The organism is Geomonas sp. Red32, assembly GCF_023652955.1.
Lineage (GTDB): Bacteria > Desulfobacterota > Desulfuromonadia > Geobacterales > Geobacteraceae > Geomonas.
The window spans coordinates 334,572-347,356 of record NZ_JAKLOY010000002.1; the positions used below are offsets into that span (position 1 = coordinate 334,572).

Consider the following 12,785-nt stretch of genomic DNA (forward strand, 5'->3'; position numbering starts at 1 on the left):
CCTCCCCGCCCTCGGCTACAGACCGTTCACCACGTTCTGGGGGGTGCCGGCCAAGAAGGCGGCGATGTTCTCTGCGGTGGTGGCCATCAACCGGCGCCGCGCGGCAAGGGTAGCCCAGGCGATGTGCGGCGTGACGATGCAGTTCTTCGCGGTGAGGAGGGGGCTGTCGGCGGGAATCGGCTCTTTGCAGGCGACGTCCACGGCAGCTCCGGCCAGTTCGTCACGGTTGAGCGCCCAGGCCAGTTCCGTTTCGTTCACCAAGGGCCCGCGCGAGGTATTGATCAGGAAGGCATGGGGACGCATGAGCTTGAGACGCTCGGCATTCACCAGGTTGCGATTCCCCTCGGTAAGCGGACAGTGGAGGCTCACCACGTCCGCGGCCTCAAAGAGGTCGTCAAGGGGGAGCCACTCGACCTCGACACCTTCCGGCGAAACCCGGCGGTTGGGGTTATGGGCCACCACCCTCATCCCCAGGGCCTGGGCGATGCGGGCCACCCGGCCACCGATCCTTCCCATCCCCACGATCCCGATGGTCTTGCCACACAGCTCGGTCAAAGGGTCGTTCATCAGGGTGAAGTCGCGGGAGCGGCTCCACTCCCCCCGTTTGACGGCGGCGTCGTAGCAGCCGGCCTTGTTGGTCAGTTCCAGTAGCAGCGCAATGGTGTGCTGCGCCACGGAGTCGCTCCCGTACTCGGGGACGTTGACTACCGGGATGCCGAGGCGGGCGGCGGTTTCGAGGTCGACGATGTTGAAGCCGGTGGCCAGCACGCAGATCAGTTTCAGCTTGGGAAGGGCCGCGATGGTGGCGGCGTTCATCCGGGTCTTGTTGGTCAGGACGATGTCGACGCCGAAGCAGCGCTCCAGGATCAGGTCGTCCGGGGTGCGCTCATGAACGGTGAGCTCGCCATGAGCCGCAACCGGATCCCACGGGTTGTCGCCGGGGTTAAGAGTAAAGCCGTCGAGGACTACGAGTTTCATTGGGGCTGCCTCCGGAAAGGAAGATCTTTTTCGCGAGGGGGATCAGTGGACGACGGCGCCGCCGGAGACCACGAACTTTACGGCCTCCTCAACCGTCATCCCGCTCTCGTACACCTCGGTCTCCCTGAAAAAGAGGGCAAATCCGGAAGTCGGATTGGGCATGGTGGGAACGTAGACGACCACGAGCTTCTCCCCGTCACGCAACACCTCGCCGGTCACGAAGCCGACCGCCCGGACTCCACTGCGGGGCCACTCGACGAAGACGGCGCGGCGGTAGGAGGTCTTTCCCTCCTTGAACACCTGGGTGAGCTGCTTGCTCGAGTTGTAGATCGACTTGACGAGCGGGATGCGGGAAAGAAGCTCGTCCCACCAGCGCAGGATGCGGGTTCCCATCACGTTGGTGGCCAGGATTCCGCTGAGATAGATGACCACCGCGCCGGTCAGCATCCCCAGCCCGGGAACGTGGTACTCGCGCTGGGTGAAGATGGTCACCGCCGAATCGAGATAGGTGCCGAGGATACCGTCGGCAAAGTTGAAGAGGAACTTCAGGATGAAGATGGTAATCCCCACCGGTACCACCACGAACAGGCCGGTTATGAACTTTGCCTTCAGATGCCTGATAAACCCTTCCATCTCGCCTCCTGTGGATATCGCATGGTTTATGCTACAGAGGAGCCTACAAAGTCAATCGTTTTAGCCCTGTTGGGCGAACCAGTCTCTTTGGTGGCACTTCCCCCCACTTCGCCCCCCCTCTTCCCCACCCCGCATTATTGTGTAAACACAAGCCGGCACTAAAATCCCTCGCGCTTGGCCGGTCTGATGTGGTATTCTCCTCGACTAATTATGGGCCGCGCAAAGCGGCGCAGCACGGAGGTAGCAATGTTCGGATTCGGTATACCTGAGTTGTTGATCTTACTAGTTATCGTGGTGGTCATTTTCGGGGCGGGCCGGATTCCCGAGATCGGCAGCGCAGTCGGCAAGAGCATTCGGAACTTCAAGAACGCTTCCGAAGGAAAAGACGCCATCGACATCACCCCCAAGAAGGAATCCTGAGGTACCCCTCCCGTGCATGAGATGTCGATAACCCAGAGCATCGTCGAGATCTGCGAGGAGAACGCCGGAGGCCGGCGCGTCCTTGCGGTCGCTCTCGAGATAGGGGAACTGAGCAACATCGTCCCCGAGTCGGTGGAATTCTGTTTCGAGGCCTGCACCAAGGGAACCCTGCTGGACGGTGCCAAGCTGGAGATCGACCGGATTCCCGGCCGGGCCCGCTGCCACCAGTGCAATGCCGATTTTCCCGTGGCAGCCTATTACGATCCCTGCCCGAGTTGCGGAGGCTACCAGGTGGAGGTCGTTGCCGGTGAAGAGTTGAGAGTAAAAGAATTGGAGGTGGAGTAAGCCATGTGTACGACCTGCGGGTGCGGTCCCGAAGACCATCAGCACGATCACGACCATCATCACGACCACGACCATCACCACGGCCACGATCACGGCCATTCCCATAGCCATGACGGCAAGGACGGCGGGCACGACCACGGAGATGGGCACGACCACGGGCATAGCCACAGCCACGGTCATGGGCACCAGCACGGTCACAGCCATGGGCACGAACACGGCCATCACCACAAGGAAGAGCAGACGGCCTCTGCCCCGAAAACCATCAAGGTCGAATCCGACATCCTCGCCAAGAACAACCGGCTGGCTGCGCTCAACCGGGCACTCTTTAAGGAAAAGGGGGTCTTCGTCCTCAACCTGGTGAGCTCCCCCGGTTCCGGCAAGACCACCATCCTCGAGCGGACCCTGCGGGACCTCAAGGACAACTTCACCTTCAGCGTCGTCGAAGGCGACCAGCAGACCGACAACGATGCCGTCCGCATCGCTTCCACCGGCGTCCCGGTCAAGCAGATCAACACCGGTGCCGGCTGCCATCTCGATGCCCACATGGTCTGCCATGCCGTGGAACAGTTCGACCTCGAAGCCCTCGACATCCTCATGATCGAAAACGTCGGCAACCTCGTCTGCCCCGCCTCTTTCGACCTCGGCGAGCACCACAAGGTAGCCGTCCTGAGCGTCACCGAGGGCGAGGACAAGCCGATCAAGTATCCCACCATGTTCCATAACTCCGACGTCATGCTCCTCAACAAGGTCGACCTCGTTCCTCATCTCGATTTCGACGTGGAGAAGTGCAAGGCCTACGCCCGCAAGGTCAACCCGAACATCCTCATTTTCGAAGTCTCCAGCAAGACCGGCCAGGGAATGGACGCCTGGTACCAGTGGCTTGCTGCCGAGTCCGGGAAAGCACTGGCCGCGGGAAGCGATGGGCACTGACCGCCGGATCAGGATCCGGATCGAAGGGATCGTGCAGGGGGTCGGTTTCCGCCCCTTCATCTACCGGCTGGCCACTTCCCGTTCGCTGTCCGGCTGGGTGATGAACACCCCCTCCGGCGTCATCATCGAGGCGCAGGGGCCGGAAGTGGTGGTTGGCCGTCTGGCCGAGGAGATCCCACCCCTCGCTCCGCCGCTTGCCCGCATCGACCGTTCGTCCGTCGAGGAGATCGCCTGCGAGGAAGAGAAGGGATTCTCCATCCGGGAAAGCGGCGGCGACGGAACCGATGTCCAGATTTCCCCCGACTGCGACGTTTGCCCCGACTGTTTGACCGAGCTTTTCGATCCCGCCGGCCGTCGCTACCGCTATCCGTTCATCAATTGCACCAACTGTGGCCCCCGCTACTCGATCATCAAGGGGGTCCCCTACGACCGGCCCCTCACCACCATGGCTCCCTTCGTCATGTGCGAGGCATGCCGGGCCGAGTACGAGGATCCCGCCAACCGCCGGTTCCACGCCCAGCCAAACGCCTGCCCGGTCTGCGGCCCTACCCTCTCACTGGCCGATCGTGACGGAAACCCCGCGGAGGGGAACCCGCTCGACAAAGCCATCGACCTCCTCAAGGACGGAAAGATCCTGGCCATCAAGGGGCTGGGGGGATACCACCTCGCGGTCGACGCCACCAACGAGGCGGCGGTGCGCGAATTGCGGAACCGTAAAAAGCGGGACGACAAGCCGTTCGCCCTGATGGCACCCGACCTCGCCGCGGTTGCCCAGCTCGCGGTCTTCGACGACACGGAACGAAAGCTCCTGGAGGGTCCCGAACGCCCCATCGTGCTCCTCAAGAAGCGGGAGGGGAACAGCATCGCCCCGCAGGTGGCTCCGACCAACGGCTACTTCGGCATCATGCTCCCCTACACCCCGCTGCACCACCTGCTGCTTAGGGGGAACTTCAGAGCCCTGGTCATGACCAGCGGCAACCTCTCCGACGAGCCAATCTGCTACCGCGACGACGATGCCCGGGAACGGCTGAAGGGACTGGCGGATTTTTTTCTCCTCCACAACCGCGAGATCCAGACCAGGACCGACGACTCCGTCATCAGGGTCTTCAGGGGAAATCCCATCTTCCTGAGGCGCTCCCGGGGATACGCCCCCCGCGGGATCACCGTTCCTCCCCTTCCCCGCAACGTGCTGGCGGTGGGGGCCGAGCTCAAAGGTGCCGTCTGCCTGGCCCGGAGCGGGAAAGCCTTCCTGAGCCAGCACATCGGCGACCTCGGCAATGCCGCCACCCTGGCCTCCCTCGAGGAGACCGTCCTTCACCTGGAGCGGATCCTGAAAATCACCCCGGAGGTGGTGGCCCACGATCTCCATCCCGACTACCTCTCCACCGCCTACGCCCACTCCCGCCAGGAAATCGCCAAGGTTGGCGTCCAGCACCACCACGCCCATCTCGCCTCCTGCCTGGCTGAAAACCGCGTGGAGGGAGAGGCGATCGGCGTCATCCTGGACGGCACCGGGTACGGAACGGACGGGACCATATGGGGAGGCGAGTTCCTCATCGGGGACTACTCGCACTTCGAGCGCAAAGGCAATTTCGTTACCCAGCCCCTTCCCGGCGGTGACGCCGCGGTCAAGGAGCCGTACCGGATGGCCCTCTCCTACCTCTACGGCATTTATGGCGAATCGGTCTTCGATCTGCCGCTCGCCTGCGTGCAGCGGGTCCCCGGTCTGGAGCGGAAGCTCTTTCTGAGGATGCTGGAGCGCGGGATCAATTCGCCCCTCACCTCCAGTTGCGGAAGGCTTTTCGACGCGGTTTCCTCGCTGATCGGCCTGCGGCACCGCGTCGCCTTCGAGGGACAGGCCGCCATCGAACTGGAAGCGGTGGCGGAATCGTCCCAATGGGATGGCTGCTATCGCTACCAGGTAACCCTCTTCCAGGGGCGCTACCTGGTCGACTTTTCCCCGATGATCCGCCAGATAGTGGACGATACCGCTTCCGGCAGGCCGGTGGCCGATATCGCCCGCGGCTTCCATAACACGCTGGCGGACGTCATCTCGGAGACCTGCTGGGCCATCCGCCAGGAAACCAAAATCGGCCGGGTCGCCCTCTCCGGCGGAGTGTTCCAGAACAAGCTTTTGACCGAGGGGATATGCTCCCTCCTTTCAGAGAACGGTTTCGAGGTATTCACCCAACGCCTGGCCCCTCCCAACGACGGCGGCATCGCCCTGGGGCAGGCCATGATTGCAGCAAGGAGTTTCGAATGTGCTTAGCGGTACCGATGAAGGTGGTGAGCATCAACGACGATATGGCGGTTGCCGAGGTTGACGGCGTCAAGCGGGAGGCGAGCCTGATGATGCTGAGCGAGGAGGCCAAGGTGGGGGATTACCTCCTGATCCATGCCGGCTTCGCCATCAGCAAACTCGACGAGCAGGAGGCGCTGGAAACCCTCTCCCTCATGCGCGAGTGCCTCGATTTGGGAGTGGAGCCGACATGATCGATCTCTCCCAATTCCGCAGCAAGGAATATGTGAAGGGGCTCGCGGCCAGGATCGGGGAGATGGCGGCGGGAACCGGCAAGACCATGACCTTCATGGAGGTCTGCGGCACCCACACGATGTCGATCTACCAGTACGGGATCCGCTCCCTGCTCCCCGCCAACGTGAAGCTCATCTCCGGCCCCGGCTGCCCGGTCTGCGTCACCCCGGTCGGCTACGTCGACCAGGCCGTCGCCTACGCCCGCCGCCCCGGCACCGTGGTGGCGACCTTCGGCGACATGATCAGGGTGCCCGGATCGACCTCGAGCCTCATGCAGGAGCGCGCCAAGGGAGCCGACATCCGCGTCGTCTATTCGCCGCTCGACGCAGTGGAGCTGGCGGCCAAGAACCCGGACAAGCAGGTGGTATTCCTCGGCGTCGGCTTCGAGACCACCGCGCCCACTATCGCTGGCAGCATCATCGTGGCGGCCCGGCGCGGCCTCACCAACTACTTCGTGCTGGCCTCCCACAAGACCATGCCGACCCCGATGGAGGTGCTCTCCGCCGATCCCGATCTCGGCATCGACGGCTACCTCTGTCCGGCCCACGTGAGCGCCATCATCGGCGCCAACGCCTACCGTTTCCTCACCGCAAAGCACGGCATCCCCTGCGTGGCCACCGGCTTCGAACCGGCCGACGTCATGCATGGAGTCGAGATGCTGGTGAAGCAGAGAGTCGAGGGACGAAGCGAGGTGGAGATCCAGTACAGCCGCTTCGTGACCTGGGAAGGGAACGTGAAGGCCCAGCAGGTACTGAAGGAGGTCTTCACCCCTACCGATGCCGCCTGGCGCGGTATCGGCGTGATTCCCGGCAGCGGGCTGGAGATTTCCGCACAGTACCAAGCCTTCGACGCCACCCGGGCCATACCGGTCGAGGTGGAGGAACCGCGGGAGCCGAAAGGCTGCCAGTGCGGCGAGGTCCTGAAGGGGAAGCTTTCCCCGTTCGAATGCCCCCTCTTCGGCAAGCTCTGCACCCCCGAGGCACCGGTGGGCGCCTGCATGGTCTCCTCCGAAGGAAGCTGCGCCGCCGCCTACAAGTACGGCCGCACGGAATAATTACTCCCCCCTTGTCAAAGGGGGGGACTTAAGGAGCGCACCTTGGACAACGATCTCATCCTGCTCGGTCACGGCAGCGGCGGGAAACTCTCCCACCAGTTGCTGGACGACCTGATCATCCCCACCCTTTCCGGTATTCCGCAGTCGGCCCAGAACGACGCCGCTGTGCTGGCGGTGAACGGAGAGCGGCTGGCCTTCACCACCGACTCCTACGTGGTCGATCCGATCTTCTTCCCCGGCGGCAACATCGGCGACCTCGCCATCAACGGCACCGTCAACGACCTCTCCATGGTCGGAGCGGAGCCGCTCGCCATCAGCGTGGGGCTGATCCTCGAGGAAGGGTTCAGCAAAACGGAGCTCGCCAGGATCCTCGCCTCCATGCGGGAGGCGGCGGAAGCGGCGGGGGTCTCCATCGTGGCGGGGGACACCAAGGTCGTGCCGCGCGGCAAGGCTGACAAGATCTTCATCAACACCTCGGGGATCGGCGTCCTGCGAGTTCCCTTCGGGATCACCGGGGACAACGCGAAGCCCGGGGACCGGATCATCGTGAACGGCACCATCGGCGACCACGGCATCGCGGTCATGGCCAAGCGGGAAGGTCTCGACCTCGACGTCGACATCACCACCGACAGCGCCGCCTTGAACGGCCTGGTAGCCGAGATCATCGACGAGGCGGGTGAAGCGGTCCATGTCCTGCGGGACCCGACCCGTGGCGGGGTGGCTACCACCCTGAAAGAGATCGCGCTCCAGTCCGGGGTGACGCTCACCCTGGACGAGGAAAGCCTCCCCCTGAAGCCGGCCGTGAAGGGAGTCTGCGCGGTGCTCGGGCTGGATCCCCTCTACGTCGCCAACGAAGGGAAGCTCTTGGCCATCGTGGCCCCCGAGGTGGCAGACCGGGTCCTTGAGCGGATGCGGAAACACCCGCTCGGGAAGGATGCGGCGGTCATCGGGGAAGTCACCGCGGCCGGGACCGGACGGCTCCAGATGGTCACCTCGATAGGCGGCACCCGCGCCGTCGACATGCTCTCCGGCGAGCAACTCCCCCGGATCTGCTGATCCCCCCCCCCCGCAGCCGGCAAAAGCCCTCCTGGCATCCCCCAGGGGGGCTTTTTGGTTTGAGAAATATTCGTTGTATCACTAGGGAGTTGACATCTCCCTCGGCAGAATTTACAGTTCACCTTTACTTGTTTCCACCGCCACATTTCCACACAAAGGCGCCACGCAATGACGACCAAACGCACCGCCCTCACCGTCCTCACCGCCATCGTAGTCTTTTCCTTGCTGATCGTGCTGCTGGTCCCGATGATCCGCCACCTGGGAGGCGGGGGGCGAAGCGACGCCGAATATCTCAACATGTTCAAGGAAGTGGTCGAGATAGTGCGGACGAGCTATGTCGACAAGGTCGACGACAAGAAGCTGATGACCGGCGCCATCAACGGAATGCTGGCTGCCCTCGACCCGCACAGCGTCTACCTTCCCCTCACCGACTACACCGAAATGAAGGTCCACATGGCAGGGGAGTTCGGCGGCCTGGGGATCCAGCTGGAGATGATCGAGGGGAAACTGATCGTGAACGCTCCCATCGAGGACACCCCGGCTTTCCGGGCGGGGATCCAGGCGGGCGACCAGATCGTCAAGATCGACAACAAGTTCGTCAAGGGTCTCAAGATCGACGAGTGCGTGAGCCGCATGAGGGGGACTCCGGGAACCAAGGTGACCCTCACCATCCTCCGCAAAGACAGCCCTCCCCTGACCTTCCCGCTCATCAGGGCCATCATCAAAACCAAGAGCCTCAAGGCCAAGCTTCTGGAACAGGGGTACGGATACATCAGGATCTCCGAATTCCAGGAGCACACCGGCGAGGATTTCCGGCACGCGCTGGAGACGCTGAAAGCCGACAACGGTGCGCCGCTCTCGGGGCTGATCCTCGACCTCCGCTACAACCCCGGCGGCCTCGTCGACCAGGCGGTCATGGTGGCCGATCGCTTCATCGGCGAAGGGCTCAACACCGACGGGCTCATCGTCACCACCAAAGGGCGCGAAGAAGCCTCCCAGCGCAGCATGATGGCCTACGTCGGCGAGAAGGAACCGCACTACCCGATGGTCGTGCTGATCAACGGCGGCTCCGCCTCCGCCTCCGAGATCGTGGCCGGTGCGCTCCAGGACCACAAACGCGCCGTGATCATGGGAACCCAGAGCTTCGGCAAGGGGAGCGTGCAGTCGATCATCACGCTGCCTAACGGCGACGGCCTGAAGCTGACCACCGCGCGCTACTACACCCCGAGCGGCCGCTCGATCCAGGCCAAGGGGATCAAGCCGGACATCGTGGTGGAGTTCCAGCGCAAGCCGGCCAAGCCGGTCAAAGAGCACGACAAGGACGACGACCTGCGCGAGCAGGACCTCGAGGGTCACATGTCGGCTCCGGCGGATGACCAGACGAAGACGCAGGCACCGGCCAAGGAGCCCGCCGATCCGCACAAAAATCTGAAGCTCGTAAAGCCCATCCCGCACGGGACCATTGCGGATATCGATATCGCCAAGGCGGACAACCAGGTTGCCCGCGCGCTGGACCTCCTCAAAGGGGTCAACCTGCTGAAGGCTACCGGGCGTTGATCTCCTCCGGAACGTGCACCACCGGTGCATCCATCCATCCGACTTCCTCCCCTCGCCCTGAAGGGGAGGGAGTTTCCACTCCCCGGCAGGGCAACCTGTTGGCAGTGCTGGGACCGACGGCGTCGGGAAAGACCAGGCTGGCAGTGGAGCTCGCCGAACGGCTGAACGGCGAGATCATCTCCGCCGATTCCCGCCAGGTCTTCCGCGGCATGGATCTCGGCACCGGTAAAGATCTGCACGAATACCGCGGCGTTCCCTACCACCTGATCGACATCCTTCCCGCCGGCGAGGAGTTCAACCTCTTCCGCTTCCAAAGCCATTTTCTCGACGCCTTTCACGATATCTCGCACCGGGGGCGGCTGCCGATCCTCGCTGGCGGGACCGGGATGTACCTGGACTGCGTTTTGCGCGGCTACCGGCTGATCGAGGTCCCGGAGAATGCCGCCCTGCGCGCCGAGCTCGCGGGGATGCCGATGGACGAGATGGCCCGGCGGCTGCGGCTTGCGAACCCGAACCTCCACAACACCACCGATCTGACCGAGCGGGAGCGCCTGGTCCGCGCGATCGAGATCGCCGAGCATACGGTCGAAGGGGAGGAAAGCTGGCCGGATATTAGGCCGCTGGTGCTGGGGATCAGGTGGGAGCGTACCAGGATCCGGGAACGGATCACCGCCCGGCTCAAGGAACGGCTGGAATCGGGGATGATCGAGGAGGTGGAGCGGCTGGTGGACAAGGGTGCATCGTGGGAGCGGCTCGATTACTACGGACTCGAGTACCGCTACGTGGCGCGCTATCTCAAGGGTGAGCTGACCCGGAACGACATGTTCCAGAAGCTCAACGCCGCCATCCATGATTTCGCCAAGAAGCAGGAGAACTGGTTCAAGAGGATGGAGAAGCATGGGGTAACCATCCACTGGGTGGACGGCGCGGGCGATCCCCTGGCCGAAGCGATGGAAATCGTCTCGACGGGGATCCCCTTCCCCCTTGAGGGGAAGCGCTAGGGTGAGGGGGAGGCCGGCTTCGGTACGGTGTGGATGCTGCCCCCACTCGCTCGCCCTCTCCCTCCAGGGGAGGGGGAAGATAGTTAAATGTTGACGCAAACAGTGTGGTATGTTACGAGATAATCCTTGACGATTACGCTGGGCGTACATCGAAACACAAAACCGGGGAGGCACGCCGATGTTTAAGACTCTCAAGGCGGACATCAGGGCCGTATTTGACAGGGATCCTGCAGCACGCAGCACGCTGGAAGTGATCTTCTGTTACCCCGGCCTGCATGCCGTCTGGTTTCATAGAGTGGGCCACTGGTTCTGGAAGCATAATTTCTGGTTCCTCGGCCGGCTTACCTCGCACATCGGCCGCTTCCTGACCGGTATCGAGATCCACCCGGGGGCCACCATCGGCAAGGGCTTCTTCATCGACCACGGCATGGGAGTGGTCATCGGGGAGACCGCCGAGATCGGCAACAACGTGACCCTGTACCACGGCGTGACCCTGGGCGGGGTGAGCTGGGAGAAGATCAAACGCCACCCCACCCTGATGGACAACGTGGTGGTCGGCTCCGGTGCCAAGGTGCTCGGCCCCTTCACGGTCGGTAAGGATTCCAAGGTCGGCTCCAACTCGGTGGTCGTAAAAGAAGTCCCCCCCAACTCCACCGTGGTCGGTATCCCGGGGCGCGTGGTCATGGCCACCGAAAAGCCCCAGGAGAAGATGGACCTCGAGCATGGCAAGATGCCGGACCCGGAAGCGAAAGCCATCTCCTGCCTCTTTGATCAGATCAGGGAGCTGGAGAGGAAATACACCGCTCTGGCCAAGGAACACGAGGCCCTGAAACAGAAGATGGAAGGAACCGGAGCCTGACGAAAATTTTTCATCAATTTCCTCAGTGACAGAAACGGCGGCCGGAGTGTAATATACCTCCGGCCGCGTTCTATTTATCCCGACGCCGCTTTACTACTCCTGCCAAGAGATCCGCACCCTTTATGACCAAAAAGATCGCCATAAGCACCCTCGGTTGCAAGATCAACCAGTTCGAATCCGCCGCTATGACTGAAGCGCTCGCCAAGGAGGGATACGAAATCGTCCCCTTCTCCGAGCGGGCCGACATCTACGTGGTCAACAGCTGCACCGTAACGGCCAAGACCGACGCCGAGTCCCGACGCCTGATCCGGCGCGCCTCGCGGCAGAACGCGGAGGCACGCGTGGTGGTGACCGGCTGCTACGCCCAGATGTCCGCCGAAGAGCTCCTCCAGACGCCGGGAGTCAACCTGATCCTTGGAAACAGCGAGAAGAAGGACATCGTCTCCCTCTTGGCCGAGATCGGTGACGAGCCGAAGGCGGTGGTTTCCGACATCTCGCAGAGGACCACCGGTGAAGGCGCCAGGCTCGAGAGCTTCGCCGAGCACACCCGCGCCTTTCTCCAGGTGCAAAACGGCTGCGACGCCCGCTGCGCCTACTGCATCGTTCCCTTCGCACGCGGTGCCAGCCGGAGTGTCACTCCCGAGGAAACGCTCGGGGCCATCGCATCCTTTGTCGAGCAGGGATTCAAGGAGGTCGTGCTGACGGGCATCCACCTGGGCGCCTACGGCCTCGACCTCACCCCGAAGACCGGCCTCCTCCAGCTCATGGAGAAGGTGGAGGAAGCCGCCCTGGTTCCCCGCCTGAGGGTGGGATCGGTGGAGCCGACCGAAGTCCCGCAGGAGACGATCGACTTCCTCTCCCGCTCCAGCATCGTCTGTCCGCACATCCACCTCCCGCTCCAAAGCGGCTCGGACAGCGTGCTGGCCCGCATGAACCGCGGCTACGATACCGCCCTTTACCGGAGCGTGGTCGAGTCGCTGGTCAAAGCGGTCCCCGGCATCTTCATCGGCGCCGACGTCATCGTCGGCTTCCCGGGCGAGACCGGGGAAGAGTTCGAGGAAACCTACCGGTTCATCGATTCCCTCCCGCTGGCCGCCCTGCACGTTTTCCCCTTCTCGGTGCGCCCCGGCACCGCCGCCGCCGGCATGAAGCAGCAGGTGAATCCGAAACTCATCAAAGAGCGCGGCGAGGCACTGCGCCTTCTGTCAGAGAAAAAACTGAGTCAGTATGCCGCCGGTTTCGTAGGGAAGGAACTCAAGGTATTGATGCAGAAGGACGCCGGGGGGAAAAAGGGATTGTCGAGGAACTACCTCTCCGTCCTGGTCGAGAACGGGGCAGGACGCGTCAATGAGGAACTCTCCGTGCTGATCACCGGCTCAAACGGTGGGGAACTGACGGGAAGGGTCGCCGAGTAGCACC

The 12,785-nt window shown here is 63.0% G+C and carries 13 protein-coding genes; 11 read left to right on the forward strand and 2 right to left on the reverse strand.

Features of this window, described 5'->3' with window-relative positions:
* Nucleotides 1-15: 15 nt before the first annotated feature.
* Both L4X63_RS08400 and L4X63_RS08405 read right to left on the reverse strand, forming a co-directional pair.
* The gene (locus tag L4X63_RS08400; protein ID WP_250678163.1) at nt 16-978 is read right to left on the reverse strand and encodes a D-2-hydroxyacid dehydrogenase; all 963 of its coding nucleotides are present in this window, start codon (nt 976-978) and stop codon (nt 16-18) included.
* Nucleotides 979-1,020: 42 nt separating this feature from the next.
* Nucleotides 1,021-1,611 carry a DUF502 domain-containing protein gene (locus L4X63_RS08405; RefSeq protein ID WP_250678164.1) on the reverse strand — a complete coding sequence of 197 codons (591 nt, stop codon included), beginning with the start codon at nt 1,609-1,611 and terminating at the stop codon, nt 1,021-1,023.
* 246 nt (nt 1,612-1,857) lie between these two features.
* Between L4X63_RS08405 and L4X63_RS08410 the strand changes: the two genes are divergently transcribed.
* The 11 genes from L4X63_RS08410 (at nt 1,858) to mtaB (ending at nt 12,781) form a co-directional block, all read left to right on the forward strand.
* Nucleotides 1,858-2,031, forward strand: coding sequence for a twin-arginine translocase TatA/TatE family subunit (locus L4X63_RS08410; protein ID WP_250678165.1), 174 nt, complete (start codon nt 1,858-1,860; stop codon nt 2,029-2,031).
* 12 nt (nt 2,032-2,043) lie between these two features.
* On the forward strand, nt 2,044-2,376 hold the full coding sequence (gene hypA, locus L4X63_RS08415) for a hydrogenase maturation nickel metallochaperone HypA (RefSeq protein WP_250678166.1): 333 nt from the start codon (nt 2,044-2,046) through the stop codon (nt 2,374-2,376).
* A gap of 3 nt (nt 2,377-2,379) precedes the next feature.
* Nucleotides 2,380-3,306: a hydrogenase nickel incorporation protein HypB gene (gene hypB / locus L4X63_RS08420; protein ID WP_250678167.1), complete on the forward strand. Its 927-nt coding sequence runs from the start codon at nt 2,380-2,382 to the stop codon at nt 3,304-3,306.
* Nucleotides 3,296-5,575: a carbamoyltransferase HypF gene (gene hypF, locus L4X63_RS08425; protein WP_250678168.1), complete on the forward strand. Its 2,280-nt coding sequence runs from the start codon at nt 3,296-3,298 to the stop codon at nt 5,573-5,575. The genes hypB and hypF overlap by 11 nt, the downstream gene beginning before the upstream one ends.
* Nucleotides 5,566-5,799 (forward strand): HypC/HybG/HupF family hydrogenase formation chaperone, encoded by a 234-nt coding sequence (locus L4X63_RS08430; protein WP_250678169.1) that lies wholly within the window; start codon nt 5,566-5,568, stop codon nt 5,797-5,799. Before hypF ends, L4X63_RS08430 begins: the two co-directional genes overlap by 10 nt.
* On the forward strand, nt 5,796-6,893 hold the full coding sequence (gene hypD / locus L4X63_RS08435; protein WP_250678170.1) for a hydrogenase formation protein HypD: 1,098 nt from the start codon (nt 5,796-5,798) through the stop codon (nt 6,891-6,893). Before L4X63_RS08430 ends, hypD begins: the two co-directional genes overlap by 4 nt.
* A gap of 42 nt (nt 6,894-6,935) precedes the next feature.
* Entirely contained in the window at nt 6,936-7,949 is a 1,014-nt protein-coding gene (gene hypE, locus L4X63_RS08440; RefSeq protein ID WP_250678171.1) for a hydrogenase expression/formation protein HypE, read from the forward strand.
* Between the two features lie 168 nt (nt 7,950-8,117).
* Nucleotides 8,118-9,506: a S41 family peptidase gene (locus L4X63_RS08445; protein ID WP_250678172.1), complete on the forward strand. Its 1,389-nt coding sequence runs from the start codon at nt 8,118-8,120 to the stop codon at nt 9,504-9,506.
* Nucleotides 9,507-9,604: 98 nt separating this feature from the next.
* A complete protein-coding gene (miaA, locus tag L4X63_RS08450) occupies nt 9,605-10,507 on the forward strand; it encodes a tRNA (adenosine(37)-N6)-dimethylallyltransferase MiaA (RefSeq protein WP_250678173.1) in 903 nt (300 codons plus the stop codon).
* A 178-nt stretch (nt 10,508-10,685) separates the two neighbouring features.
* Nucleotides 10,686-11,366 (forward strand): serine O-acetyltransferase, encoded by a 681-nt coding sequence (gene cysE, locus L4X63_RS08455; RefSeq protein ID WP_250678174.1) that lies wholly within the window; start codon nt 10,686-10,688, stop codon nt 11,364-11,366.
* 122 nt (nt 11,367-11,488) lie between these two features.
* Nucleotides 11,489-12,781, forward strand: coding sequence for a tRNA (N(6)-L-threonylcarbamoyladenosine(37)-C(2))-methylthiotransferase MtaB (mtaB, locus tag L4X63_RS08460; protein ID WP_250678175.1), 1,293 nt, complete (start codon nt 11,489-11,491; stop codon nt 12,779-12,781).
* Nucleotides 12,782-12,785: the final 4 nt, after the last annotated feature.

What these genes read in the sequence shown, in the direction of transcription:
- L4X63_RS08405 (WP_250678164.1), bottom strand. Translation starts at nt 1,611, where the DNA reads ATGGAAGGGTTTATCAGGCATCTGAAGGCAAAGTTCATAACCGGCCTG.
- L4X63_RS08445 (WP_250678172.1), top strand. Translation starts at nt 8,118, where the DNA reads ATGACGACCAAACGCACCGCCCTCACCGTCCTCACCGCCATCGTAGTC.
- hypB (WP_250678167.1), top strand. Translation starts at nt 2,380, where the DNA reads ATGTGTACGACCTGCGGGTGCGGTCCCGAAGACCATCAGCACGATCAC.
- L4X63_RS08430 (WP_250678169.1), top strand. Translation starts at nt 5,566, where the DNA reads ATGTGCTTAGCGGTACCGATGAAGGTGGTGAGCATCAACGACGATATG.
- mtaB (WP_250678175.1), top strand. Translation starts at nt 11,489, where the DNA reads ATGACCAAAAAGATCGCCATAAGCACCCTCGGTTGCAAGATCAACCAG.
- hypD (WP_250678170.1), top strand. Translation starts at nt 5,796, where the DNA reads ATGATCGATCTCTCCCAATTCCGCAGCAAGGAATATGTGAAGGGGCTC.
- hypF (WP_250678168.1), top strand. Translation starts at nt 3,296, where the DNA reads ATGGGCACTGACCGCCGGATCAGGATCCGGATCGAAGGGATCGTGCAG.
- cysE (WP_250678174.1), top strand. Translation starts at nt 10,686, where the DNA reads ATGTTTAAGACTCTCAAGGCGGACATCAGGGCCGTATTTGACAGGGAT.
- L4X63_RS08400 (WP_250678163.1), bottom strand. Translation starts at nt 978, where the DNA reads ATGAAACTCGTAGTCCTCGACGGCTTTACTCTTAACCCCGGCGACAAC.
- L4X63_RS08410 (WP_250678165.1), top strand. Translation starts at nt 1,858, where the DNA reads ATGTTCGGATTCGGTATACCTGAGTTGTTGATCTTACTAGTTATCGTG.